The organism is Vibrio atlanticus (assembly GCF_024347315.1).
Lineage (GTDB): Bacteria > Pseudomonadota > Gammaproteobacteria > Enterobacterales > Vibrionaceae > Vibrio > Vibrio atlanticus.
In genome coordinates this window covers 815375-840479 of record NZ_AP025460.1, presented here as the reverse complement: position 1 = coordinate 840479, position 25105 = coordinate 815375, and the positions used below count along the sequence as shown (strand labels likewise).

General features: G+C 43.6%; 25 protein-coding genes. 10 read left to right on the top strand and 15 right to left on the bottom strand.

From position 1 onward, the window contains the following. Positions 1-55: 55 nt before the first annotated feature. Positions 56-1132 carry a DNA polymerase IV gene (dinB, locus tag OCV30_RS03815; RefSeq protein ID WP_065678551.1) on the bottom strand — a complete coding sequence of 359 codons (1077 nt, stop codon included), beginning with the start codon at positions 1130-1132 and terminating at the stop codon, positions 56-58. Positions 1133-1295: 163 nt separating this feature from the next. Between dinB and OCV30_RS03810 the strand changes: the two genes are divergently transcribed. Next, positions 1296-2534, top strand: coding sequence for a response regulator (locus OCV30_RS03810; RefSeq protein WP_065678550.1), 1239 nt, complete (start codon positions 1296-1298; stop codon positions 2532-2534). A 131-nt stretch (positions 2535-2665) separates the two neighbouring features. Here OCV30_RS03810 and nqrM read toward each other — a convergent pair whose 3' ends face one another. From nqrM to bolA, 9 genes are all read right to left on the bottom strand, one after another. Then, the gene (gene nqrM / locus OCV30_RS03805; RefSeq protein WP_009848378.1) at positions 2666-2920 is read right to left on the bottom strand and encodes a (Na+)-NQR maturation NqrM; all 255 of its coding nucleotides are present in this window, start codon (positions 2918-2920) and stop codon (positions 2666-2668) included. Between the two features lie 16 nt (positions 2921-2936). Next, a complete protein-coding gene (locus tag OCV30_RS03800) occupies positions 2937-3941 on the bottom strand; it encodes an FAD:protein FMN transferase (RefSeq protein WP_065678549.1) in 1005 nt (334 codons plus the stop codon). A 174-nt stretch (positions 3942-4115) separates the two neighbouring features. Continuing rightward, on the bottom strand, positions 4116-5342 hold the full coding sequence (gene nqrF, locus OCV30_RS03795) for an NADH:ubiquinone reductase (Na(+)-transporting) subunit F (protein WP_009848376.1): 1227 nt from the start codon (positions 5340-5342) through the stop codon (positions 4116-4118). A 29-nt stretch (positions 5343-5371) separates the two neighbouring features. Next, entirely contained in the window at positions 5372-5968 is a 597-nt protein-coding gene (nqrE, locus tag OCV30_RS03790) for an NADH:ubiquinone reductase (Na(+)-transporting) subunit E (RefSeq protein WP_004735211.1), read from the bottom strand. Positions 5969-5975: 7 nt separating this feature from the next. Next, a complete protein-coding gene (locus OCV30_RS03785) occupies positions 5976-6608 on the bottom strand; it encodes an NADH:ubiquinone reductase (Na(+)-transporting) subunit D (RefSeq protein ID WP_004735210.1) in 633 nt (210 codons plus the stop codon). After that, a complete protein-coding gene (locus OCV30_RS03780) occupies positions 6608-7375 on the bottom strand; it encodes a Na(+)-translocating NADH-quinone reductase subunit C (protein WP_004735209.1) in 768 nt (255 codons plus the stop codon). The genes OCV30_RS03785 and OCV30_RS03780 overlap by 1 nt, the downstream gene beginning before the upstream one ends. Beyond that, positions 7365-8609 (bottom strand): NADH:ubiquinone reductase (Na(+)-transporting) subunit B, encoded by a 1245-nt coding sequence (locus tag OCV30_RS03775; RefSeq protein ID WP_004735208.1) that lies wholly within the window; start codon positions 8607-8609, stop codon positions 7365-7367. Before OCV30_RS03775 ends, OCV30_RS03780 begins: the two co-directional genes overlap by 11 nt. A gap of 5 nt (positions 8610-8614) precedes the next feature. Next, positions 8615-9955, bottom strand: coding sequence for a Na(+)-translocating NADH-quinone reductase subunit A (locus tag OCV30_RS03770; protein ID WP_065678548.1), 1341 nt, complete (start codon positions 9953-9955; stop codon positions 8615-8617). A 519-nt stretch (positions 9956-10474) separates the two neighbouring features. After that, a complete protein-coding gene (bolA, locus tag OCV30_RS03765) occupies positions 10475-10783 on the bottom strand; it encodes a transcriptional regulator BolA (RefSeq protein WP_009848370.1) in 309 nt (102 codons plus the stop codon). A 174-nt stretch (positions 10784-10957) separates the two neighbouring features. On the opposite strand from bolA, the gene OCV30_RS03760 reads away from it, so the two are divergent. The 4 genes from OCV30_RS03760 to OCV30_RS03745 all read left to right on the top strand — a co-directional run bounded on the left by OCV30_RS03760 (position 10958) and on the right by OCV30_RS03745 (position 14703). Further along, the gene (locus OCV30_RS03760) at positions 10958-12109 is read left to right on the top strand and encodes a methyltransferase (RefSeq protein WP_065678547.1); all 1152 of its coding nucleotides are present in this window, start codon (positions 10958-10960) and stop codon (positions 12107-12109) included. Positions 12110-12175: 66 nt separating this feature from the next. Beyond that, the gene (locus tag OCV30_RS03755) at positions 12176-12745 is read left to right on the top strand and encodes a YajG family lipoprotein (RefSeq protein ID WP_009848368.1); all 570 of its coding nucleotides are present in this window, start codon (positions 12176-12178) and stop codon (positions 12743-12745) included. Next, entirely contained in the window at positions 12745-13293 is a 549-nt protein-coding gene (locus OCV30_RS03750; RefSeq protein ID WP_065678546.1) for a peptidylprolyl isomerase, read from the top strand. The genes OCV30_RS03755 and OCV30_RS03750 overlap by 1 nt, the downstream gene beginning before the upstream one ends. Positions 13294-13344: 51 nt before the next feature. Continuing rightward, on the top strand, positions 13345-14703 hold the full coding sequence (locus OCV30_RS03745; protein ID WP_012603364.1) for an AmpG family muropeptide MFS transporter: 1359 nt from the start codon (positions 13345-13347) through the stop codon (positions 14701-14703). Positions 14704-14801: 98 nt separating this feature from the next. Here OCV30_RS03745 and OCV30_RS03740 read toward each other — a convergent pair whose 3' ends face one another. Continuing rightward, positions 14802-16148, bottom strand: a complete 1347-nt coding sequence (locus OCV30_RS03740) for a DUF4397 domain-containing protein (protein ID WP_065678545.1) — start codon at positions 16146-16148, stop codon at positions 14802-14804. A 511-nt stretch (positions 16149-16659) separates the two neighbouring features. Here OCV30_RS03740 and OCV30_RS03735 point away from each other — a divergent pair. The 3 genes from OCV30_RS03735 (at position 16660) to csdA (ending at position 19850) form a co-directional block, all read left to right on the top strand. Continuing rightward, positions 16660-17547: a nucleoside-specific channel-forming Tsx family protein gene (locus tag OCV30_RS03735; RefSeq protein WP_083994582.1), complete on the top strand. Its 888-nt coding sequence runs from the start codon at positions 16660-16662 to the stop codon at positions 17545-17547. 110 nt (positions 17548-17657) lie between these two features. Continuing rightward, on the top strand, positions 17658-18551 hold the full coding sequence (gene panE, locus OCV30_RS03730) for a 2-dehydropantoate 2-reductase (RefSeq protein WP_065678543.1): 894 nt from the start codon (positions 17658-17660) through the stop codon (positions 18549-18551). A gap of 87 nt (positions 18552-18638) precedes the next feature. Then, positions 18639-19850: a cysteine desulfurase CsdA gene (gene csdA / locus OCV30_RS03725; protein WP_065678542.1), complete on the top strand. Its 1212-nt coding sequence runs from the start codon at positions 18639-18641 to the stop codon at positions 19848-19850. A 173-nt stretch (positions 19851-20023) separates the two neighbouring features. Here csdA and csdE read toward each other — a convergent pair whose 3' ends face one another. The 4 genes from csdE to OCV30_RS03705 all read right to left on the bottom strand — a co-directional run bounded on the left by csdE (position 20024) and on the right by OCV30_RS03705 (position 23083). Beyond that, positions 20024-20455 (bottom strand): cysteine desulfurase sulfur acceptor subunit CsdE, encoded by a 432-nt coding sequence (gene csdE / locus OCV30_RS03720; protein ID WP_065678541.1) that lies wholly within the window; start codon positions 20453-20455, stop codon positions 20024-20026. Positions 20456-20492: 37 nt separating this feature from the next. Next, a complete protein-coding gene (gene tcdA / locus OCV30_RS03715) occupies positions 20493-21302 on the bottom strand; it encodes a tRNA cyclic N6-threonylcarbamoyladenosine(37) synthase TcdA (protein ID WP_065678540.1) in 810 nt (269 codons plus the stop codon). Positions 21303-21415: 113 nt separating this feature from the next. Continuing rightward, positions 21416-22528 (bottom strand): murein transglycosylase A, encoded by a 1113-nt coding sequence (gene mltA, locus OCV30_RS03710; protein WP_009848359.1) that lies wholly within the window; start codon positions 22526-22528, stop codon positions 21416-21418. Between the two features lie 81 nt (positions 22529-22609). Continuing rightward, positions 22610-23083: a DUF2850 domain-containing protein gene (locus tag OCV30_RS03705; protein WP_065678539.1), complete on the bottom strand. Its 474-nt coding sequence runs from the start codon at positions 23081-23083 to the stop codon at positions 22610-22612. A 161-nt stretch (positions 23084-23244) separates the two neighbouring features. On the opposite strand from OCV30_RS03705, the gene argA reads away from it, so the two are divergent. Together argA and OCV30_RS03695 are read left to right on the top strand one after the other, a co-directional pair. Then, positions 23245-24582: an amino-acid N-acetyltransferase gene (gene argA, locus OCV30_RS03700; protein WP_065678538.1), complete on the top strand. Its 1338-nt coding sequence runs from the start codon at positions 23245-23247 to the stop codon at positions 24580-24582. Positions 24583-24861: 279 nt separating this feature from the next. Then, complete coding sequence (locus OCV30_RS03695) at positions 24862-25053, top strand: hypothetical protein (RefSeq protein WP_004735192.1); 192 nt, start codon at positions 24862-24864, stop codon at positions 25051-25053. Positions 25054-25105 lie beyond the last annotated feature (52 nt).

Genomic DNA, 25105 nt, shown 5'->3' with positions numbered 1-25105 from the left:
TTCAAACTCTAGCACTTCCAACAACACCTCTAAATCTAAACTCTCAGCGCCTTCCCTAGAAGAAACTCAACTGACGCATTTGGTCTTTAGGTTGTAGCATTACGCTTAAACCAAGCAAGCGAATTTCTCGCCCTTGCTGCCTTTTGAGTATCTCACTCAACAGTTCTTTAAAGTGCTCTCGATCGAGAGAGGCGTGTATGTGCTCAATAGTGGTTTGCTGGAAGTCGGCAAACTTGAGCTTAATGCCCTGCTTGATGATAGCTTTACTTGGGCTAGCTTTCTCTAGACGTGCTTCAAGCTCAGGAAAAAGCTTGTCTTCTATTACTTGCCAACATTCTGCGTAAGTAGAAATATTCTGAGTAAAAGTTCGCTCTACGCCTACTGATTTTCGTTCACGCTCAATAATAACTTCTCTGTCATCAATACCATGGCTGCGCTTCCAGAGTGATGCGCCTTGACGGCCAAACCTGAGCAATAGATCTCGATAGTCAGATTCCTTAATGTCCTTACAAGTAAAGAAGCCAGCTTGATGGAGCTTTTCAATACTGACCTTGCCAACGCCTGGGATTTTTTCGAGTGGCAATTCATCTATCACTGATTGTACGTCTTGTGGAGGTATTACAAACTGACCATTGGGCTTATTCAGATCCGAGGCCACCTTCGCCAAAAATTTAATCGGCGCAATACCAGCAGAAGCGGTCAGGTTAAGTTCGTTCCAGATATCGCGACGAATTGCTTCGGCAATCAGTGTTGCCGAGCCACGACACAGCGTCGAATCCGTGACATCAAGAAAAGCTTCATCTAAAGACAGAGGTTCAATGATGGATGTATATCGAGAAAAAATCTCGCGAATCTTTTTCGATATCTCGACGTAGACCGACATCCTCCCAGGAACAACCAACAGATTGGGACAAAGCTGCAGCGCCTTTCCCGTCGGCATTGCAGAACGAATACCAAACTTGCGAGCTTCGTAATTACAGGTACTCAAAACGCCACGCTGCTTTTCATGCCCCCCTACTGCAAGTGGTCGATTTCGGTAAGCAGGATTATCTCTCATTTCAACAGCTGCGTAAAAACAGTCCATATCAACGTGGATTATCTTTCTTACTTTCTCTTCACCCGCACTACACATCTAGGAATAACCCAACCTTACAACTGTATTTATAAACAGTATAATCAATTATTCTCAGATTTAAAATGATCTGGAGCCCAGCTAAATAGCTTTAACTTCATTAGCCACTTACTATTCTGATAGTATTATTAGAGAGTATTTAACCTATAAGTAGGGATAACTTTTGAGTGATAAAATACTAGTAGTCGAAGACAGTCGTGCATTCAGAAACTACCTGTACCAGCAATTGAAAAATGATGGCTATGAGGTTGCGCTGGCTGAATCAGTGGCTGAAGCTAAAGCTATCTTAGAACAAGATACGGATTTCTTGTGCGCGGTGCTCGATTACTGCTTACCCGATGGTCAAGATGGCGAGATCATTGATTTGGTACTCGGCTATCAACAAAAAATTATAGTCCTAACCGGCATGTTCAACAACACACTTCGAGAACAAGTACTCGCGAAGGGTGTGATTGATTACATCCTCAAAGACAGCATGTCATCAGTCAGTTATTTGCTTCCTTTGGTTAATCGAATCTCAAATAACCGATATCATAAAGCCTTGGTTGTTGATGATTCTGCGGTTGTTCGTCGATATGTAGTGCAACTTCTTGAGCACCAATATATTCAAACGATTCAAGCGGAAGATGGCGAACAAGCACTAGAGCTTCTCCAAAACGACCCCGACATCACTTTCGTCGTTACCGATCATGACATGCCAAACAAAGATGGCATTTCGATGACCCGTGACATTCGAGTACACCATGATCGTAATCAACTCGCTATTCTTGGGCTATCTGGCAGTGACGACCGAACCATGACAGCTCGTTTCCTTAAGGCTGGTGCCAACGACTTCCTTTACAAGCCATTTAACCAAGAAGAGTTTTTCTGCCGTATTCATCAGCTACTCGATATGAAAGAGGCCACCAATGAACTATTTCGTCATGCAAATGAAGATGCTCTGACCGGGCTTTGGAATCGTCGTTATCTATTCAATCAAACATGTAAAGGCTGCGAACATCGCAGCATCGCCATGATGGATATAGACTTCTTTAAAAAGGTGAATGATACCTACGGTCATGATGGTGGCGATGCGGTACTCATTGAAGTCGGAAAGATCATCAAAAATCATTTTAAAGATGATGTCGCCGTTCGTTTCGGCGGTGAAGAGTTCTGCATTCAATCATGCCGACCATTTGAAGAATTTGTCGACACGCTAGAGTCAATGAGGATTGCGATACAAAACCAAGAAGTTATTCATGACTCACAACGGATTAAAGTCAGCATGAGTATCGGGTTAAGCGACTTAGTTGGCAGTTTGGATGAGCAAATAAAAGCCGCGGACGAACTACTTTATACTGCAAAAGAACAAGGTAGGAACCAACTGGTCTTTGCGCGCAATAACATGCAAATCGACCACTAGAAATTCTTTTTTGTTTCCGTTTCAGCATTCCAAAATAGACAGTTCACTCAAACAAAAAAAGCTCAAGACGATAATCTTGAGCTTCTTATTCTAGGACATAGATAACTCTATTCCCCTATGACTGTCACCAATTAAGCGATACGATCTTTACTCCAAGCCGCTTCTTTTTGTTGACGTTCTGCCAGTTTCTCTTCACGGTATGCTTCACGTGCTTCACGTTTTTTACGCGCATCACAAGGTTCAGGGCAGTTACATACTTTATCAATACCAACAGCACCTAAGCCACCACAGCTACCTTTCACAACTTTCTTTTGGATAATATAGCCAATTGACATCGCTGCGATTACTGCAAGAAAAACACCAAATGTAATCAGAAATGTATTCATAATTATCTCGCTTACCTTATTTACCTAAGTATGGCTTAAATGCTTCTGAAGCAATTTCTTTAAAGCCATCAGCTGTTTTTACCACCATGAACACTGGGATGTTATGTTGGTTTGCGACTTCCAGTCCTTTTTCTTCACCTAAGACCATAAGGCCAGTAGATAAACCGTCTGCAGTCATTGAAGACGGGTTTAAAACAGTCACTGAAACCACTTTGTGATGAAGCGGCTTACCTGTTTCTGGGTTGATGATGTGTGAATAACGAACACCATCACGCTCAAAATAGTTTCGGTAGTCGCCGGACGTTGCGATCGCCATATCACCAGGCTCGATGATCTCTTGAATGTTGCGCTCGTCAACACTTGGCTTCTCGATGGCGATACGCCAACCCACACTTTCACGGTTTAAGCCCTTCAAACGGATTTCACCGCCCACTTCTACCATGTAGTTATGAATGCCAATTGAATCGAGGTAGTCAGCAACCACATCCACGCCCCAACCTTTTGCGATAGTCGAAAGGTCAACATACAAGTTAGGCAAATCTTTGCTTAGCTTATTACCTTCAACGCTTAAGTGGTGAATACCAACCTTAGCCTTACGAGCCGCAAGCTCTTCGTCTGATGGAACCACTTCAGGTCGCGCTTCTGGGCCAAAACCCCACAAGTTAACTAATGGACCAACCGTCACATCCAACGCACCTTCAGTAAGACCGTTCAAACGAATCGCTTCTTTCACAACGATAGCGGTTTGTTCAGATACTTCGAATGCGTCCGCACCTTTATGTTGGTTGAAACGGCTCAGCTCTGAATCTTCACGGTAAGTCGACATTTGATCATTCACTTCTTCAAGTAGACGATCGATCTCGGTATGAACTTCTTTAGACTCAGGAAATTCATCGCCATTGATGTACTTAATGTTGTAACTGGTCCCCATTGTCGGACCACTTAAATGTACTTGCTCTCTTGCCTGCTCACAGCCCGCAAGAAAAATCAAAGAAGTTAATGCAACAAGCCAAATTCTCACTTGCTTACTCCTGTCTAATGTTGAGGATTTATATAAGGAAAAATAAGAGTGAAAAATAGGGATTTTAAATACCTTACTCTTTCTTATATAAGCCAGTTTGTTGTCACGAGTAGTCTTAGAAAAACAAATGGCTGACTCGTAAGAGTCAGCCATAATATCAATCACTTAAATGGATTAACCACCGAAGTCATCTAGTAGGATGTTTTCATCTTCTACACCAAGATCTTTCAGCATGCCGATCACAGCCGCGTTCATCATTGGTGGACCACACATGTAGTACTCACAGTCTTCAGGAGCTTCGTGATCCTTCAGGTAGTTTTCGTATAATACGTTGTGGATGAAACCAGTGTAACCGTCCCAGTTGTCCTCAGGTTGAGGATCAGACAGAGCACAATGCCACACGAAGTTTTCGTTTGCAGCCGCTAGGCCGTCGAAGTCTTCAATGTAGAACATCTCACGCTTAGAACGTGCACCGTACCAGTAAGACATCTTACGAGTAGAGTTAAGACGCTTAAGTTGGTCGAAGATATGTGAACGCATTGGCGCCATACCTGCACCACCACCGATGAATACCATTTCATTGTCTGTGTCTTTAGCAAAGAACTCACCAAATGGACCAGAAATAGTACATTTGTCGCCTTCTTTAAGAGACCAGATGTATGAAGACATCACACCAGGAGCTACGTCAGGGTTGTTTGGCGGCGGAGTTGCGATACGCACGTTAAGCTTGATGATGCCTTTCTCTTCTGGGTATGAAGCCATAGAGTAAGCACGGATCGAATGCTCTTTAACGATAGACTCGTAACGGAACAAGTTGAACTTATCCCAGTCACCACGGTATTCCTCAGGAATATCGTAATCTGCGTATTTCACGTGATGTGGTTCAGCTTCAATCTGAATGTAACCACCCGCGCGGAACGGAACTTCTTCACCTTCAGGGATAGCAAGTGCTAGCTCTTTGATGAAAGTAGCTTCGTTATCATTAGAGATAACTGTACATTCCCACTTCTTAACACCAAAGATGTCTTCGTCTAGCTCAATCTCCATGTCAGTTTTCATAGCAACTTGACATGCTAGACGTTCGCCTTCGCGAGCTTCGCCTTTGGTGATGTGATCAAGTTCAGTTGGTAGGATGTCGCCACCACCAGACTTAACTTTTACACGACACTGACCACAAGAGCCACCGCCACCACAAGCAGACGATACGAAGATACCAGCGCCAGCTAGGGCACCAAGTAGCTTGCTACCAGGTTGAGTAACGATCGCCTTTTCAGGGTCGCCGTTTACAGCAATAGTGATGTCACCTGATGGTACTAGCTTAGACTTAGCGAAAAGAATCACTAGTACTAGAGCCAATACAATAATGGTAAACATCGCTACGCCAAGAATAATGCTTTGCATTTGTTATTCCTTATTACTGGGTGCTTACCCTACAGTTGAACACCAGAGAAAGACATAAAGCCTAACGCCATCAGACCAACAGTAATGAACGTGATACCAAGGCCACGAAGACCTGGAGGTACGTCAGAGTACTTCATCTTCTCACGGATACCCGCAAGAGCAACGATAGCTAACATCCAACCCACACCAGAACCGAAGCCGTAAACAACAGATTCAGCAAAGTTGTAATCACGAGTTACCATGAAAGATACACCACCAAAGATTGCACAGTTAACTGTGATCAATGGAAGGAAGATACCTAATGCGTTGTACAAAGGTGGGAAGAAACGGTCTAGAACCATCTCTAGGATTTGTACAAGTGCAGCGATAACACCGATGAATGCGATGAAGTTAAGGAAACTTAAATCGACACCGGCAACAAGTGCATTTTCTTTTAGGATGTGTGTGTAAACAAGGTTGTTTACAGGAACAGCGATTGTAAGTACTACAACTACCGCAACACCAAGACCAAAAGAAGTTTTAACTTTCTTAGAAACCGCTAGGAATGTACACATACCTAGGAAGAAAGAAAGCGCCATGTTTTCGATGAAAATCGATTTAACTAGCAGACTAATATAATGTTCCATGACGACCTTACCCCTTCGCTTCTACTTGTTCTGGTTTGAACACACGAATTGCCCAAATCAAGAAACCAATTAGGAAGAATGCAGAAGGTGCTAGAAGCATCAAGCCGTTTGGCTGATACCAACCACCGTTGCTCACTAGAGGTAGTACTTCCATACCAAATAGTTTGCCAGAGCCTAGAAGCTCACGGAAGAAACCAACAGTGATAAGAACGAAACCGTAACCAAGACCGTTACCAAGACCATCGATGAAAGATGGGATTGGCGCAGACTTCATTGCGAATGCTTCAGCACGACCCATTACAATACAGTTAGTAATGATTAGGCCAACGAATACAGATAGCTGCTTAGAGATATCGTATAAGTATGCTTTAAGCACTTGGTCTACCACGATTACTAATGATGCGATAATTGCCATCTGAACGATGATACGCACACTGTTAGGAATGTGGTTACGGATCAAAGAAACGAAGAAGTTAGACAGAGCAGTAACGAACATTACCGCGATAGTCATAACAAATGCAGTTTCTAGCTTAGTGGTTACCGCAAGAGCAGAACACACACCAAGAACCTGTAGCGCGATTGGGTTGTTATCCAACACAGGCGCTAAGATGCTCTTTTTAATTTCTTTTGCACTAGACATTAGTTCAGACCTCCGTCACGAACTTTTGCTAGGAACGGACCAAAGCCCATATCACCTAACCAGAAGTCAAATGTATGTTGAACACCAACGCTGGTCAGTGTTGCACCAGAAAGGCCATCTACACCGTGCTCAGAACCTTGAGGAGCGCCACCTTTAACAACCTGAATAGCAGGTTTGTGGTTTTCGTCGAATAATTTCTTACCAACGAATTGAGCGCGCCAAGTTGGGTTCTCAACTTCACCACCAAGTCCAGGAGTTTCACCTTGCTCGTAGTAAGTGATACCAGAAACTGTGTTGCCATCAGTTTCTACCGCAACGAATGCGTACATCATTGACCATAGACCGTTACCGTGAACAGGGATGATAACTTTAGAAGTTTCAGCGCCATCTTTCACTAGGTATACCGTACCCGTGTTAGCACGACGAATGATCTTAGCGATGTCATCTTCAGCTGAAAGCTTGATTGACTGAGCCGGATCTTTTGCCGCTTTACGTTGGTCGTATGCAGCAGCGTCGCCGTCAACGAAATCGCCAGTAGCGAAATCAACTAGACGAGGTTCGATGTTCTCTGCGTACAGTGCTGGGATATTACCCGCAAGTTCAATGCCCGCAACTTCAAGGATCTTAGTTTGCTGATCCAGAACTGCGTTAGCTTGTTGCTTAGGTTTAAGAACAACTGCAGCTGTTGAAACGATGATTGAGCACACTAGGCTCAATGCGATAACAACAAACAGCGTCTTTTTAATGCTATCGTTATTACTTGCCATAGCGCGCTAGTCTCCGCTTAATGTTCTTCTCGATTACAACGTGGTCAAACAGAGGAGCAAATAGGTTTGCGAATAGAATCGCAAGCATCATGCCTTCTGGGTATGCAGGGTTAACTACACGAATCATTACACACATTGCGCCGATTAGGATGCCGTACCACCACTTACCTTTATTGGTAAATGAAGCTGATACTGGGTCAGTCGCCATGAAGAACATACCGAATGCGAAACCACCTAGAACTAGGTGCCAATGCCAAGGCATGCTGAACATTGCATTAGTGTCAGAACCAATCACGTTAAATAGTGTTGATACTGCAACCATACCGATCATTACACCCGCAATGATGCGCCATGAAGCAATGCCCATGTAAACAATCATTGCTGCACCAATCATAAGTGCAAGCGTTGAAACTTCACCGATAGAACCTGGAATGTTACCAATGAATGCGTCCATCCAAGTGATTGCTTCACCTGATGTTACGTTCATTAGTGCACTACCGCCGCCTTGAGCCCATTGGCTAAGAGCAGTTGCACCAGAGAAGCCATCTGCAGCAGTCCAAACTACGTCACCTGAAATCTGTGCAGGGTATGCAAAGAACAGGAACGCACGACCAGCAAGAGCAGGGTTCAAGAAGTTACGACCCGTACCACCGAAGATCTCTTTCGCAACAACAACACCAAAGGTAATACCTAGTGCTGCTTGCCATAGAGGAAGCGTTGGCGGAACGATAAGCGCAAATAAGATAGAAGTAACAAAGAAACCTTCGTTGACTTCGTGCTTACGCACCATACAGAACAGTACTTCCCAGAAACCACCAACGATAAATACCGTTGCGTAGATAGGTAAGAAGTAAGTCGCACCCAAGAGCATCTTACTGCCCCAACCTGCATCGGCCCCTAAGGAGGCTCCAAGCATTTCGGTTAGCCAGTAGTGCCAGTTACCATCAATGATAGAAACTAGTTCTGCACCTGAATACATGTGGTTTAGTGCTGCGATAGCCTGACCACCTGCGTTGTACATACCCCAGAACATTGCTGGGAATACCGCAAGCCAAACCATGATCATGATACGTTTTAAATCAACGCTATCACGGACATGCGAGCTTTTCTTTGTAACAGTACCTGGTGTGTAGAAAAGTGTTGCTGCTGCTTCGTAAAGCGCAAACCACGTTTCGTGTTTACCACCTGGTTCAAAATGATGCTCGATGTCTTCAATAAACTTTTTAAGGCCCATGAAAATTACCCTTCCTTCACAATTGTATCTAGGCATTCACGAAGTAACTGACCGTACTCGTACTTACCAGGACATACAAAGGTACACAGTGCTAAATCTTCTTCATCTAGCTCTAGCGCACCAAGTGCTTGTGCACTATCAACGTCACCAGCGCATAGATCGCGAAGCAGCAAAGTAGGCTCCATATCTAATGGCATTACTTTCTCGTAGTTACCAATTGGAACCATAGAGCGATCACTACCGTTCGTTGTCGTTGTCATATTGAACAACTGACCTTTAAACACGTGACCAAGGAATGAACGAGTAACAGAGAACTTGTTCTTACCAGGCATAGCCCAGCCGAATAGCTCTTTATCACGACCTTCACGAAGAACCGAAACTTGTTGATGGTAACGGCCAAGGTAAGCATGTGGACCTGAAGCGTGAACACCAGATAGCACTGAACCTGAGATCAGGCGAACTTCACCTGGCATCAACTCGCTGTCCGTCAACTCTTCAAGGCTAGCACCAATTTGAGTACGAACTAGACGAGGGTTGTTAACTACTGGACCAGCCAGAGAAACAACGCGCTCAGAGTAAATCTCACCAGTAAGGAAAAGCTTACCGAATGCGATCACGTCTTGGTAGTTAATGCTCCACGCTACATTTTGTGCATTTACCGGATACAGGTAATGCATATGCGTGCCTGCAAGACCTGCAGGGTGTGGGCCATCAAAAACATGTTCTTCAACGTTAGACTGAGCTGAACGAGGTAAGCTAGTACCTTTTTTACAAACGTACACTTTACCGTTAGTCAGAGTTGAAAGAAGATCTAAACCAGCAACGAAAGCATCAGACTGCTCGTTAATGATTAATTCTGGCTCAGCTGCTAGCGGATTAGTATCCATAGCAGTAACAAAAATAGCCTGAGTTTCAGAATCAACTGCTGGAACCTTGCTGAACGGACGAGTTCGCAAAGCGGTCCATGCGCCAGACTCAACTAACTGAGCTTTAACCATTTCACGGTCAAGGCCTACTAGTTGGTTAGCTTCATAGTTATTGAACGTGATTTGCTCATTGCCTGCTACTTCAATCACTACTGATTGAAGAACACGCTTAGCACCACGGTTCACTTCAATAACTTTACCGCTTGCTGGAGAAGTAAATACAACACCTGGGTTCTTTTTATCTGCAAAAAGAACTTGGCCTTTCTTCACTTCATCACCAACGCGGGCATGCATCGTAGGACGCATACCAACGTACTCTTCGCCAAGCAAGGCGACTTTAGTGATGGACTTACCATCATTAATCACCTGGGATGGAGTTCCTGCGATAGGAAGATCCAAACCCTTCTTTATTGTAATCATACGCACTTGCACTACTTTATCGGGAAAAAGATTCTTTTAATTGCGTAAATTCGGGACGTTTTAAAATCGCCCTTAGACACGACATTACAGTGTCCGGTTTTGGTAAATTAGAGATACCAAAATCGCAACATTACATTAATAAACTCATCACAAAGATTATGTGAGATTTATCAGGTGCCGTATTCTAGCATTTTTTGACAACTTGATGCCATGACCAATAACTTGAATACGGCCTTAATTTGGTGAGATTTGAAGCATATGGACTCTCAAATATGTATAAATTTGACGAGCCGCACAGATAAAATGGCTTTTGAATCGTGTTTTAAACAAGAGATTAATACTCTGTCACAAACTAATATTTTACGAGTTATGTTGAAACACTGTTAATAAAAACATTACTCATTGTGGGTATTTAAAGACGCCTAATTTGACATCAATTTGAGTGATATAAACCCTAAAAACACATCAGCCTGGCGATAAAAAAGGCAGCATCGCCACCTCTTCTATCAGTTAGTTTTATTACTTACCACCGCCCATACACATAGGGCTGTCTGGCACGTTATCGAGTTGCTTCATCCATTCATCTTTTGTATAAGTGTGAATAGATAGTGCGTGAATATTATTCGCTAGCTCTTCTGAAAGTGCTTTATTTACCGCTCGATGACGACCAATAAGGCGCAAGCCTTCAAACGCATCGCTGACAACAATCACTTTAAAATGACTCTCAGAACCAGCCGGAACATTGTGCATGTAGCTCTCATTGACCACGTTTAAATGACTTGGTGAAAACTCATTGTGCAATTTTGTTTCGATAACTTCTTGGATCATTATGATTCCTTAATAACGTATTGGCATTATCTGTGGGGGAAGTATAAACCCTAACTGGTCGACTGTCTGAGTATTTCATAACGAACGACTTAGGTTTGGTTGAGTTTTTTCTATCTTGTTCAGGCTGCATTTGAGACAATATCTTTGTTATTTCTTACATAAGTATCTCAAGCTATGAAAACCGAACTTACTCTTCTCGATAGAACTTTGACCTTACATCGTTTCCCCAACCGTTCAAATGAAACCCTTCAAGCTTGGGATGCGGGCGACGAATACATTATTAGTCACGTTGAAGAGATGAATCTTGAACCTGGCAAACACATCCTGATCATGAACGATAGCTTTGGTGCCCTGTCGGCATGGTTCTCTAAAGATCATGATGTCACCATGATGAGCGACTCGTTTATCTCTCATCGCGGTGCGCTAAAAAACTTGCAGCGCAATCAAAGTAACCGTGTGAACTTCCTGAATACGATGGATGATATCCCACACGGTATCGACCTTGTGATCATGCAACTACCGAAAACAAACCGTCACCTAATATGGCAATTGAGCCAACTACGCCAAGCGTTGCCAGAAGGCTGCCAAGTCATCGGTGTAAACAAAGTAAAAGATATCCACACATCTACACTTAATATTTTCGAAAAATACCTAGGCGAAACCAAAACTTCTCTAGCGAAGAAGAAACATCGCTTGGTTATCTCTTCACCAAGTTGTCAGCCGATTCAAACGGTCGAGCCTTTTGTTGAATGGGATGTAGACGGTGAAGATATTCGCCTGAAAAATTTACCGAACGTTTACTCAGGCGAGGCACTCGATCAAGGCGCTCGCTATATGCTAGAGCACATCCCTCAAGATCCTGAACTGCGTCATATTATCGACCTAGGTTGTGGCAACGGTGTATTGAGTGTAAAAGCTGGGCAATTAAACCCACAAGCGCGTATCACCTGTGTTGATGAAAGCTTTATGGCAGTGGAATCAGCGCGCCAAAATATTAAGGATAACCTTGGCGAAGAAGGTAATTTCCAGTTCATCGCCAATAACTGTTTAGATGGTTTTAAGAAAAACAGCACTTACTTAGTTATGTGTAACCCTCCGTTCCACCAACAACAAGCGATTACAGATCACATTGCATGGCAAATGTTCTGTGATGCAAAGCATGTTCTTAGCAACGGAGGCAAATTAATTGTTATTGGTAACCGACACCTCGGATACGATGTCAAACTAGCAAGACTATTTGGTGAAGCAAACGTTGAAACGCTTGAACTAAACCAGAAATTTGAGATATTACAAGCAACAAGAGAACCTGCGAATTTTAATAAATAAGCAGAAACGACGTCACAAGAATTTAAGATACCGAGCTCCTGGTGTGAATTTAGAAAGGATAAAGGAATGAAAAAACTGATTTTGGCTGCTTCTATTTTGGCTTTGACAGCATGTTCAGCCCCTCAGCAAGAACAGATCAACGTAATGCCAGAAGCTTCACTAAGCTCAAGCAACCTTGTACAAGGCAAAACATACACACTAACCAGTAAAGATGTTCGTGCCGCTCAATATGTTGCATTGGTTGATAGTGGCCGTTCAAACATTCAGCCAATTCACGCTAAGCAAAACATGCGTATTTCTCTAGAAAACGCTATTGCTCAACAATTGGAGTCTCAAGGTTTTCGTGCAAGCGTTAACAGTGAAAACTCAATTGTTTTAGAGATTCAAGAAGCGCTTGTTACCGTCAAGCACACCATCATGGAAAACCAAATGGATGGTAAAGTAACTCTTGAAGTAACCGCTGAAACGCCTGAAGGCAAGCTAGTTAAGACATTCAATGGTACAGCAACTCGCACAGGTGCATTAAGTGCATCAAATGACGATATCGCAATGGTACTAAACGATGTTATCGACTTAGTTCTTAAAGAGATTGCCAATGACCAAGAGCTGCAAACTTACATGAAGGAACGTTTCTAATGGGGCGCATTCTATCTTCTATCGCATTGATGCTGGTGAGCGTGAGCGTTTGGGCTGGTCCTAAAGTGAACGTAGAAACAACATTAGGCGGCTTCACTATCGATCTAAACCAAGAGCAAGCACCGGTTAGTGTTGATAACTTTCTGAAATATGTTGCTGACGGTAGCTACGAAGGCACTCAGTTTCACCGTGTGATCCCGGGCTTTATGGCTCAGGGTGGTGGCTTCGATCAAGATATGAAGCAATTAGCAACTTATGCGCCTATCAAAAATGAAGGCAGCAATGGCCTGAAGAATGATACTGCAACGATCGCAATGGCTCGCACCAATGCACCAGATTCTGCAACTCGCCAGTTCTTCATTAACTTTGCAGACAACGATTTCTTAAACGCGAAAGGCGGTAATCCTGGTTACGCTGTGTTTGGTAAAGTAACCGATGGTTTTGACGTTGTTCAGAAGATGGCAACAATTCCAACCAAGCGAATGGGCCGCATGTCAGACATTCCTGTCGACCCAATCGTCATCACTAAAGTGACCCTTCTTAAGTAATCCAATGTAACGCCCTTATTCTTAAGGGCGTTTTCTATACAAGGACGCCCCATGTCATCAGGCACCCCCTCTCTTTCTTGGATGCAAACTTTCCGCAGCTACTTAGACAAACGTCTACTTTGGGTGTTTATGCTCGGTTGTTCGAGTGGCTTCCCATGGGTTCTGATTGGATCCAACATGTCTGGTTGGCTAAAAGATGCCGGTTTAACTCGTGCTGCGATCGGTTATTTCGGCAGTGTGTTTGCTGTCTATGCTATTAACTTTTTATGGGCACCGTTGGTAGACCGAGTCAAACTACCAGTTTTACACGCGATATTAGGCCAACGACGCAGTTGGATATTCTTGTGCCAAAGCTTGGTATTGATCTGTACCCTGTTCATTGCTGGAGTAAACCCAGCCAATGACTTGATGTTCACCTCTATGCTTGCTCTCGGAATAGCTATCGCCTCAGCAACTCAAGATGTCGCAATAGATGCCTTCCGTATTGATTCATTTCCAAAATCGGAAGCATCAAAGTTGCCACAAGCATCCGCAATGGCCGTGATGGGATGGTGGACTGGCTATTCTCTTCCAGGTTATCTTGCTTTTATCAATGCTGACTCAATCGGTTGGAATGGTGTGTATTACGGCATGGCTGGTGTAGTTGTCGTGTTAATGCTGTTTACTCTTTTTGTCGGAGAACCCAATACACAACGTGAAGCATTACAAGAGCAAGCACAACAACGTCACAACAGAGTTGTGGGTTCAAAAGTCGTCGCTTGGTTCAGCGTTACAGTGCTAGAACCGTTTTATGATTTCTTCAAACGAAACGGAGTTCAAGTTGCCATCACCCTTCTACTGTTTGTGTTCCTATTTAAGATAGGTGAAGCCTTCTTGGGTAGAATGTCTATCACCTTCTATAAAGAGATAGGCTTTAGCAATGAACAGATTGGCCACTATTCTAAGTTAATCGGTTGGGGCGCGACGATATTCTTCACCTTGCTCGGCAGTATCTTCAATGTGAAATTCGGTATTGTACGCGGACTAATGATTGGTGGCATCGCAATGGCAGCCAGCAACCTAATGTTTGCGTGGATCGCTCAGGCAGGCCCTAGTGAAACTCTGTTCTTGGCAACTATCATTGTCGACAACTTCACAACCGCCTTTTCGACGGTAGCATTTGTCTCTTTCTTAACCTTACTGACTGGTCAAGCTTTCTCAGCGACGCAATATGCCTTATTAGCATCCTTAGGCAATTTCGGTAGAACAACACTGGCTTCATTCAGTGGCGAGCTCGTCGATTACCTAAATGATTGGTCAACCTTCTTTATACTGACATCATTAATGGTGATTCCGAGTTTGATCATGCTCTATTCGCTACGCCACTTTTTCACTGATTTATTAGAAAAAGCGAAAAACAACCACGAATAAAAGAAAAAGAAAGCAAAAGAGAAGAGGGGAGCATTGAGCTACCCTCTTCTATTTTCTATTTTCTATTTTCTATTTTCTATTTGCAGACGCTTAACGGATTAATCTGTAGTTTCACTTACTATTAAGTTAAATCCCGTTCCCATCGAATCATCAATCGCCACTACTTGATACACAACACCGTTAACTAAGATCGCAGGCGCGGAGTCAATAGCAACAGTAGATGGATCGCCAGCCACCGTAATCGTCACATAGTAAGTTCCCGCAGCTACATAAATACCATTCGCGAAATCTTTGAATTTCACATTACTCAACGCAGGCGTACTTCCAGAAATTCCCACGTTCTCGGTTAAATAAATATCAACCGAAGCTGCAATTGGATTAGCTGCAGCATGAGTAATGTTCAATACTGCACTGGTTGCAACAGAGCGTCGATTTTCTGGAACAACTAGCGCTTCCAAATTGAGAGGACTTACCGTCCCCACGGCATAGATGCTGTAATCCATTCCGGCAAACACCGCTAAACCGTCAACATCAATGAATGTTGGAGAGGTGGTTGCTGTTTCATAAATATCGATATCGTAACTGCCTGCAGCCAAGTCTAAGAAGCCACGAACTTCTTTAAACATTAGAGCATCAAGAGGAGCAAACTTAACCGAGTTTACAAACACATCCACAGAGGGTGCACCATCAACTAAATGCCCTACTCGTACTTCTGCAGTTTCTGCCATATCGTAGATTAAAGATGAACCTTTACCATCCATTACCATCAATTTGACAGGTGAAGCACTATTAGAATCCGCTCTTGGCACGGCTGCAATGGTCAGCTCGCTACCAGCAGGGAGAGTGATCTCTCCTGAATCAAACGCGATAGCACTTCCACTCACGGTTTCTAATCTCACTCGATATTGTCCTGCAGGTATGTTTAGCACATCAGTGAACCCTTTGTATCCCAAAGTTCCAATCGGTGCGCCTAGAGGATCATTCGGTGCGGTAACGTATAAATTCACATCACCAACTCCAGTTGCCGCGTGAACAACTTGCACATCCAAACTCGAACTCGTCGCCGTGCCAGCTGCAGGTCGTGTCACAACGAGAGCCTCAACTGGGTTGTTGGAACCGTCAGCATCACCGACCACCATCACCGTGTAATCTAAATCACCGCTTAAATTGAACTGGCTTGGCGGAATCACCGTCGCCACACCATCTCCAGGAAGTTGAACATCGACCTGTAGAGTTGTCTGGCCTTGATTGACCGAGGTATATCCAGATGCCTGAGCATAATCAACCCCAGTCCAACGAGCCTGACTATTAACTAACACATTAGCTAGTGGAGCATCTGGCGATGCGTGAACAGCTTGCAGCTGGGTTGTTGGTTGATCGTCATCATTACACCCTACAATGAATAGGGCTGACATCGCTACAGCGAGTATAGGTGAATATTTCATTGGTCTTCTCTCCAAAAAGTTCGACCAGTTCGTCACACAGCAGATAAGCTCAGGAGCAGATCTTTAAATGTTGCCTCAAAATTGGTGCAATGAACGGTCTCAATATTATCAGCGATGAAAAAACAAACAGTTTTAAAAGTCAGGCTAGTCATCACATGAATTGTTCATCAATTGATTCCAACACCATTACGAAGTTGGTCGAAAATAGATCAAAGACAGGATGGAGGGCGATTTGATTTAGTCACTTTTCAGCACGAAAAGCCTTGGAAAGGAATACTGTTGATTTTGATATGCATGTCACGATTTTTGGTAGAATCGTTTGCTTAGAGCGGTATTTCACCAATTTATACACAAAATAATCGAATTTCACAAAATCAATAGAAGTGGGGATTCATCAAGATGCATAGCAACATTAAAGTTCCATCATTTAGCTCGTTAGTGTGATCACGCTCACCATAATAATCATAGTTTTCACTCTGTCTCACTTTTATTTGAGAACAAAATCGCTATTATGCTCGGCATTCGGACATATAAACACGCACGGATTAGCGGGTTACTTATTTCAAACATAGAGAGTTCCATTATGCGTAAATCACTTTTAACTCTTGGCCTACTTGCAGCAGCTTCTGCTCCAGTAATGGCGGCTGATTATTCTGACGGCGATACTCACAAGAATGATTACAACTGGATGCAGTTTAATATCATGCACACTATCGATGAGAAGCCTCAAGACAAAGATCATACTTATCTTGAAATGGAGTTTGGTGGACGCTCTGGTATCTTCGATCTTTACGGTTACATTGATGTATTCAACCTAACGAACGATAGCGGCAGCGACAAAGCAAAAGACGATCAACTGTTTGTTAAATTTGCGCCTCGTATGTCTATTGACGGCCTGACTGGTAAAGACCTTTCTTTTGGTCCAGTACAAGAACTATACGTTGCAAACTACACAACTATCGATGGCAAAGCTGACGGTGGTTACGCAACTAAAACAGGTATCGGTTCAGACGTAATGGTACCTTGGTTTGGTAAAATGCAATTCAACCTTTACGCTACGTACGATCTAAATGCGAAAGACTGGAACGGTTACCAATTTTCTACAAACTGGTTTAAACCATTCATGAACTTCGATAACGGTTCATTCATTGCTTACCAAGGTTACATCGATTACGAGTTTGGTCGTGATAGTTCATACAACCAGTCGAGCAACGGCGGATCTATGTTCAATGGTATTTACTGGCACAATGACCAATTCGCTGTAGGTTACGGTCTTAAATTGTACCAAGATGTATACGGTCTAAGAGATGGTGCTCTACTGGATCCGAATAAACCACAAATTGGTGAATTCTCTACTTCAGGCGTAGGTCACTACTTCGCAGTAACTTACAAGTTCTAATCGAACTTCTAAGAAAGTTTCCAAAATGGCACCCTCGGGTGCCATTTTTTATTGCTTTCATTTAATGCCTCGCTATCCTTGCAGCATCACTTTCTTATCTCGGTATTGCTGTGAACATCACTATTGTTGGCCCAGGGGCTATAGGCTCTTTATGGGCAATAAAACTACTTGAAGCTGGTCATAATGTGTCTTTGTGGAGTCGCTCCACGGATCACTCAATTGATTTATCGCTTGATAGACAAACTTCACTTGCCTTCAGTAACAACAATATCGAAAAGCTATCAGCGAGCGATTTAGTGATCTTCACAGTCAAAGCTTGGCAAGTAGAAGAAGCAACCACCCCACTGCTTCAATATCTCGACCCTGACACCATTCTCATGTTCATGCACAACGGTATGGGGGCGGTCGCTCAGATAGCAACTCAAATTGACGCCCACCCAGTAGTATTGGCGACCACGACTCAAGCAGCATTCAAACCCAATAGCAACAATGTATCCCACACCGGAATCGGCCAAACTCAATTGGGTGCTTTTAACCTAAAGGGGCAACAGTGCACTTTTTTAGTTGATGTGTTGGAACATGCCTTCCCTGCCGTGAGTTGGAATCCAGAAATAACAACGGCGCTGTGGGCTAAACTCGCCATAAATTGTGCAATCAACCCACTGACTGGGCTGGAACAAATCAAAAACGGAGAGCTTGCTGACAAAAGATTTAGCGAAGCTCTGAGTTCTATAATTAAAGAACTCACGCAAGTGATGCAGGCGGAAGGCATTACTTGTTCATTCGACGAATTAGAAACAAGCGTAAAACACGTTATTCAAGCCACGGCTCAAAACAACTCTTCCATGCAGCAAGATATGTTTTATGAGCGCAAGACAGAGATCGACTTCATTACCGGACACCTAATAAAGACAGCACTCAAACATCAGATAGAAGTTCCTGTTAACCAAAAGCTGTTTACGCAGGTTAAAGAACGAGAAAATAGCTGGAATCATCAAGATTAGTCAGCAACGATTAACAAGTCGCGATAAAATAACGATACCGCTCAGCATAACGCTAGCAACAATTTCCAAGATTTTAGGTAAGAATAGATGCTTGATATCAATCACATCCGAGAGCAGTTTCCTGCGCTATCACAAACCATCAATCAACAACCGTTGATTTATTTAGACAGCGCAGCAACGACACAAAAACCTCAGGTGGTTATTGATGCCATTAGCCAATATTACTCCAAACAAAATGCCAATGTTCACCGTGGCAGTCATAGCTTAACAGCGAACGCGACCAGTCAATTTGAAGCCGCAAGAGATAAGGTCGCTCAGTTTATCGGCGCAAGCTCTTCAAAAGAGATCATTTGGACTCGCGGTGCCACTGAAGCACTCAACCTGATCGCTCAAACCTACGCAAGAAGCACCCTCCAGCCTGGCGATGAGATATTAGTCAGCGAAATGGAGCATCACGCCAACATCGTACCTTGGCAAATTGTGGCAGAACAAACCGGAGCGAAAGTCGTAAAAGTACCGATGACGTCAGATTGTGAATTTGATCTTACTGCCTTTGGCGCTCTATTAAATGATCGAACCAAGATTGTTGCTCTGGCTCAGATAACTAATGTGACTGGTTCTCGTCAGCCCATTGAAGAAGTGATCGAGAAAGCGCACAAGATGAATGCGATTGTTGTGGTAGATGGAGCGCAAGGTATCGTTCATGAACCCGTTGATGTTGCGGCTTTAGGTGCGGATTTCTACGTGTTCTCTGGGCATAAGCTCTATGCTCCAGCTGGTATTGGGGTGCTTTATGGCAAGCTTGAATTGCTCGAAGCGATGCCCCCTTGGCATGGTGGTGGCAAGATGGTTGAGCGCGTGTCTTTCTCTGGCACTACATTTTCTGAACTGCCGGGGAAGTTTGAAGCGGGCACGCCAAATGTAGCAGGAGCGATAGCATTAAGTACCGCAATAGAATGGTTAAGTGATTTTGCTCAACGAGATGTCGAAAATCATATCCACCAGCTACAGCACGAGACTTATCTTGCACTCAGTAAACTGGATGATATTCAGGTATTGGGTTATCAACCCAACGCAAGTGTGATTACTTTTGTGATGGATGGTGTTCACCATCAAGATATTGCTACTCTGCTGGATCAGCAAGGTATCGCAGTACGTGCTGGACACCACTGTGCTCACCCATTAATGGATGCACTTAATGTGAAAGGAACGGTTCGTATTTCATTTGGTATTTATAACAATCTAGATGATGTTGAAAAGCTCGTAGCGGCGATAGAAAAAGCCGTTGATATGCTTTAGGGAATAATGAAGCACAGTTAGAAGCAATAACGCTATCCAAACGAGATTCCCTATTGCGCTCCTTCGTCGCTTTAGGGAATGACAAAACACAGTTAGAAATCGTCATTCCAGAACTGAGGAACGAAGTATCTGGAATCTCTCTAAAGCACTACGATAAAAATGTGTGGAGACAATTACGATTTAGCGAGGTTCTTGATTTGCTCAACAATCGCTTTTAATCCATTACCGCGAGATGGGCTTAGATGAGTGATTAGACCTATTTTTTCGAAGTAGCCATCGATATCGAACGCTTGAATCTGCTCTGATGTTTTTCCATCATACGCAGCCATCACTAATGCAATCAGACCGCGAACGATACGAGCATCAGAATCAGCGCAAAAATACCAAACACCATCGATATTCTGAGAAACCAACCACACTTGGCTTTCACAACCAGAGACAACCACCTGCTCACTTTTCAGTTCATCAGGCATATTAGGCAGTTTCTTCCCCCATTGAATCACTTGGCGATAACGGTCTTCCCAGCCGCTGAATGTCTGCATTTTCGCGACAATATCATCACTAGTAATTTCAGTGCCGAATGGAGAGATTGGGAATGCGGTCATTTTTATATCCGGTCGATTATGAATTGAATAGAAGACGTTACTTAGCGTGCTTTTGAATCAGCTTTTCTACGATACGCGAAACAGCCACAAAACCAAAAGTCGCGGTTACCACTGTCGCGGCACCAAAACCCGTCGCACAATCCATGCGCTTTGGACCTTCGGCTGTCGCTTTCGCAGCACAAACACTGCCGTCAGCTTGAGGATATTTCAGTTGCTCAGTAGAGAACACACAATCGATACCAAACTTACGCGCAGGGTTCTTAGGGAAATTATGATGACGACGAAGAGTATCTTTTAGTTTCTTCGCTAACGGATCTTGAATCGTCTTAGTCAGATCGGCCACTTTAATTTGAGTCGGATCGATTTGTCCACCAGCACCACCGGTAGTGATCACCTTAATTTTGTTGCTACGGCAATACGCCAACAGCGAGGCCTTCGCTTTCATGCTATCAATCGCATCTAACACAAAGTCGAATTCTTTCGATAGGTATTCAGCCTGATTGTCTGGGCCGATAAAGTCATCAATCAGGTTCACTTTACACTCAGGGTTAATCAGCTTAACGCGCTCAGCCATCACTTCGATTTTGCTCTTACCGACGGTACCCGACATAGCATGAATCTGACGATTAATGTTCGTCACGCACACATCATCCATATCGAGCAATGTCAGCTCACCTAAACCTGTACGAGCAAGCGCTTCAACCGCCCATGAACCGACACCGCCAATACCGATCACACACACGTGTGCTGCTCTAAGTATATCGACTTCACTATTGCCATACAGGCGACGAGTGCCACCAAATCGTTGGTCATAGTTTTCTGAAGCTGGAGTGGTCAATTCACGCATTGTTGCCGCCAATTTATTTCTGAGAAAAAGAAAAGAGTGCGTTTTATACGCACTCTTGAATTAAAAGTCTAGGGGATTAGCGATTCGCTTTCAATGCCCCATTTTATTGTTGTTTACTCGACCTTTTCAGGAGGCAAAGCCCAAGGCGCTTCGGTTGCGCTGCCATCTAGACCCAGCTTCCACACCCGACCAAAATGCTTGTAATGACCCGCTTCAGTTCCTGCTCGTGGGCCCATACCATGGTAGAGGTCCAAATGGTTTTGCTTAACCGCACCACCGGTATCTAAAACCAATAGTAGTCTTAGTTGGTGCGCGCCGCTCCAAGTACCATCAGCATTCAGTAACGGAACCTCAGCCAGGATAGGTGTTCCCATTGGTAAGATAGAGCGATCGCCCGCTACCGCCGCCATCGGTAATAGAGGAATGCCAGCGCTACCCATTACGGATAGATCATCTCTCGCGCTAAAGAAGACGAAAGATGGGTTTTGCTCAAGCAGCTCTTTTACCACTTCAGGATCGTTCGCCAATACCCACTCTTTGATTGCTTTCAGTGACATTTTTTCGCGTGGCACTAAACCTCTTTCGATCAAAACACGACCAATACTCACGTAAGCTTTATTGTTCTTACCCGCGTATGCAAAATACTGCAGCGTGTCATCATCTCCGAAATGCACAAAGCCGCTGCCCTGTACTTCCATCATAAATGGGTCGATACGGTTTGCTGAATAACCTAACTCAAGACCTTGGCCTTCTAATGCACCGTTGTAGATCTCTTCGCGTGTTGGACACTCTTTATCACACTCTGGAAGCCCATAAACAGGGAATCGGTATTCTTCGTTTGCTTCATGTCGCAGTTCCATTACAGGAGAAAAGTAACCCGTGAATAAAACATTTCCTTGTTTATCACCACCACCTAATTGAGCAGTTTGAACGCCAAAATTCGCTAGCTCGCTTGGCTCTCCACTCAGCACCGCCCATTCATTGAGTTGCTGATAAAGCGGCTCATAGATTTTAGCCATCGAAGGGGATTTAGAAACCACCATCTCAGCTTGCTCTGCAAATGCGGTGAAGTCTCTTGGTTTATTAGATTCAACCAAATCGACCTTATTTAAGGTTCGGGGAAATTCACCATCAAGGTGTTGTTGGGCAAGATCAGTGGGTTGAGCACAGCCAAATAAGAAAGAGGCAGCAACAAGGGGAAGCCATTTTTTAATCACAAGAGTCATCCTAAATATTCTATGCATCGAGGATGACAAAAACGATCAGATAACACAATCTTAGATTGTAAGAGTTTACAATAAGATAACCTATCGAACTGAGTTATCGATATAACCTTTAAGGCGAAAGACTGGATTATAGTGATTATCCGATACAAGCATCATTTCTGTCTTATCAGAATTCGTTAGGCGAAAGCGATACGTTTTATTGCCTGCCTTATATTCGAAGTACTTACCATCAAAGTCAAAATGAGTCGATACAACCGAGCCACGTACTGACACACCATTTTCACTCAGCACAAACTCGTCCGCAGCATAACGAGCGACATCTTGCTCTACCCAAGTGCCATATAGCAGTGTCTCTGGTGTCACCGCATCTTGTACTCGAGAAAACACATCGGCGAACAAGGAAGCGACGGCAAACGAACCCACCAAAGCTAAAACCATTAAACTGCGTTCAATGAGCTTACGTCTCAATTTAGCTTTGTTGCGCTGCTCTGCTCCACTGTAGAGACCTTTTGCGATCTCATCAATCTTACTCTTTCTTACTGGATTTTTTTGCATTCGTTTACGACTCATAAGGATGCTGTACGCATTGTACACTGAGACAGTTTATAAAACGAAGCCTAGATGAGAATAGTTTGCGCTTGATTCCAAAAAGTTGTTGTTTAGATTTGAATTTAAATGCTAAATTATCGAATAAATAAACAAGAAAGGCTTATTCTGTGAAATTAAGAAGTACGGCGCTAGTCAAAGGCTTTAGGCAATCGACCCCTTATGTAAATGCTCACCGTGGTAAAACCATGGTGATTATGTTGGGAGGTGAAGCCGTTGCCGATAGAAACTTTGGTAACATTATTAGTGATATAGCCCTGCTTCATAGCCTTGGGGTTAAGATTGTTCTCGTTCATGGGGCAAGACCACAAATCAACCAACTGTTAGAGAAGCAAGACTGCCATACGCCTTACCATAAAAATATTAGAGTCACAGATGAATATTCTTTAGGTGTTGCAATGCAGGCGGCTGGACAACTGCAACTTGCGATCACCGCTCGCCTTTCAATGAGTTTGAACAACACCCCAATGGCAGGAACTCAACTGAATGTTATGAGTGGTAACTTTATTACCGCTCAACCCTTAGGCGTCGATGATGGTACAGATTACTGCCACAGCGGACGCATTCGTCGAATAGACATCGAAGGGATCAATCGCACCCTTGACCAAGGTTCCATCGTCCTTCTTGGGCCTATTGCCAGTTCAGTCACTGGCGAAAGCTTTAACCTGCTTTCGGAAGAGGTCGCGACACAAGTTGCTATCCGTTTGAAAGCCGACAAACTGATTGGCTTTTGTTCTGAGCAAGGGGTGACTGACGAAAGCGGTAATGTACTCGCCGAACTCTTCCCTAAAGACGCCAAGCAAATTCTTGAACGCTTAACGGAATCCCAGAACCCCGCCGAAGACATGAGTACCGGAACACTGCGCTTCTTGAAAGGAGCGATCTCCGCTTGCCGAGCGGGCGTTCCACGTTGTCACTTAATCAGCTACAAAGTGGATGGCGCATTAATTCAAGAACTGTTCTCGTTCGACGGTATTGGAACCCAAGTGGTGATGGCGAGTGCAGAACAAGTACGGCAAGCTCAAATTGACGATATTGGTGGTATCTTTGACCTCATTCGACCTTTGGAAGAACAAGGCATCTTAGTTCGTCGCTCAAGAGAACAACTAGAGCAAGAGATACATCGCTTTACCATTATCGAAAAAGACGGCCTGATCATTGGTTGCGCTGCTCTATATGGTTATCCCGAAGATCACATGGCTGAGATGGCCTGCGTGGCAATTCACCCTGACTACCGAGATGGAAACCGTGGGCAGTTACTGCTTGATTACATGCGTCATCAGTCCAAATCTCGTGATATCGACCAAATCTTTGTTCTTACCACACACAGCCTTCATTGGTTCCGTGAGCAGGGTTTTTACGAGATTACTGTTGATGAATTACCAATGGAAAAACAAGGTCTGTACAACTATCAAAGGAATTCCAAGATCTTAGCGTTAAATGTGTAAATAAAGTTTTGGAGCATAATCTCAATTTGATAGAAAAATAATTGCAAATGTAATCGATTACTATATGAGATTTATTAAGTATGCGCTTTCATTCACATTAATAATTGTATAGAATTTGCACGTTTTATGAATGCCAACAAACGTTTTTATTGGAATACCACCCAATGTTTAATCTAGGACATTCAGGTGGTCACTGCACGGATTGCTATACCCGTTAACGCTCAGCACACCATCAATGTGTTAGACGTTGATATAAACAGCAAAAAGAGCAACATTGATATGAGAACCATTGTTTGTAACTCGCTGCAAAGTTTTTGGGATATGGCTGATAACCAATTCTTAGAAGGGTTAGACGTACACTGCGTGTTCCCTGTGAGCGAGAATCTAAAAGAGTTTATTTTGAATTGCCAAGCAAAATACAAGATAAACCACATATCGTTTACTCGAGCGTTTTTAAGCAAAGAGTCTTAATAACGTTCAAAGCAACCAGGGATGGTTGCTTTGTGTTTATCTAGCTCTAAGT

Bases quoted from the DNA above. Each gene is read 5' to 3' on its own strand.
- nqrM (WP_009848378.1), bottom strand. From the start codon at position 2,920: ATGAATACATTTCTGATTACATTTGGTGTTTTTCTTGCAGTAATCGCA.
- nqrF (WP_009848376.1), bottom strand. From the start codon at position 5,342: ATGCAAAGCATTATTCTTGGCGTAGCGATGTTTACCATTATTGTATTG.
- OCV30_RS03770 (WP_065678548.1), bottom strand. From the start codon at position 9,955: ATGATTACAATAAAGAAGGGTTTGGATCTTCCTATCGCAGGAACTCCA.
- OCV30_RS03705 (WP_065678539.1), bottom strand. From the start codon at position 23,083: ATGCAAAAAAATCCAGTAAGAAAGAGTAAGATTGATGAGATCGCAAAA.
- OCV30_RS03785 (WP_004735210.1), bottom strand. From the start codon at position 6,608: ATGTCTAGTGCAAAAGAAATTAAAAAGAGCATCTTAGCGCCTGTGTTG.
- nqrE (WP_004735211.1), bottom strand. From the start codon at position 5,968: ATGGAACATTATATTAGTCTGCTAGTTAAATCGATTTTCATCGAAAAC.
- OCV30_RS03750 (WP_065678546.1), top strand. From the start codon at position 12,745: ATGGGGCGCATTCTATCTTCTATCGCATTGATGCTGGTGAGCGTGAGC.
- OCV30_RS03775 (WP_004735208.1), bottom strand. From the start codon at position 8,609: ATGGGCCTTAAAAAGTTTATTGAAGACATCGAGCATCATTTTGAACCA.
- csdE (WP_065678541.1), bottom strand. From the start codon at position 20,455: ATGACCGCATTCCCAATCTCTCCATTCGGCACTGAAATTACTAGTGAT.
- dinB (WP_065678551.1), bottom strand. From the start codon at position 1,132: ATGTGTAGTGCGGGTGAAGAGAAAGTAAGAAAGATAATCCACGTTGAT.
- OCV30_RS03740 (WP_065678545.1), bottom strand. From the start codon at position 16,148: ATGAAATATTCACCTATACTCGCTGTAGCGATGTCAGCCCTATTCATT.
- OCV30_RS03760 (WP_065678547.1), top strand. From the start codon at position 10,958: ATGAAAACCGAACTTACTCTTCTCGATAGAACTTTGACCTTACATCGT.
- OCV30_RS03745 (WP_012603364.1), top strand. From the start codon at position 13,345: ATGTCATCAGGCACCCCCTCTCTTTCTTGGATGCAAACTTTCCGCAGC.
- OCV30_RS03780 (WP_004735209.1), bottom strand. From the start codon at position 7,375: ATGGCAAGTAATAACGATAGCATTAAAAAGACGCTGTTTGTTGTTATC.
- tcdA (WP_065678540.1), bottom strand. From the start codon at position 21,302: ATGCGTGAATTGACCACTCCAGCTTCAGAAAACTATGACCAACGATTT.
- OCV30_RS03695 (WP_004735192.1), top strand. From the start codon at position 24,862: ATGAGAACCATTGTTTGTAACTCGCTGCAAAGTTTTTGGGATATGGCT.
- OCV30_RS03735 (WP_083994582.1), top strand. From the start codon at position 16,660: ATGCTCGGCATTCGGACATATAAACACGCACGGATTAGCGGGTTACTT.
- mltA (WP_009848359.1), bottom strand. From the start codon at position 22,528: ATGACTCTTGTGATTAAAAAATGGCTTCCCCTTGTTGCTGCCTCTTTC.
- OCV30_RS03755 (WP_009848368.1), top strand. From the start codon at position 12,176: ATGAAAAAACTGATTTTGGCTGCTTCTATTTTGGCTTTGACAGCATGT.
- bolA (WP_009848370.1), bottom strand. From the start codon at position 10,783: ATGATCCAAGAAGTTATCGAAACAAAATTGCACAATGAGTTTTCACCA.
- csdA (WP_065678542.1), top strand. From the start codon at position 18,639: ATGCTTGATATCAATCACATCCGAGAGCAGTTTCCTGCGCTATCACAA.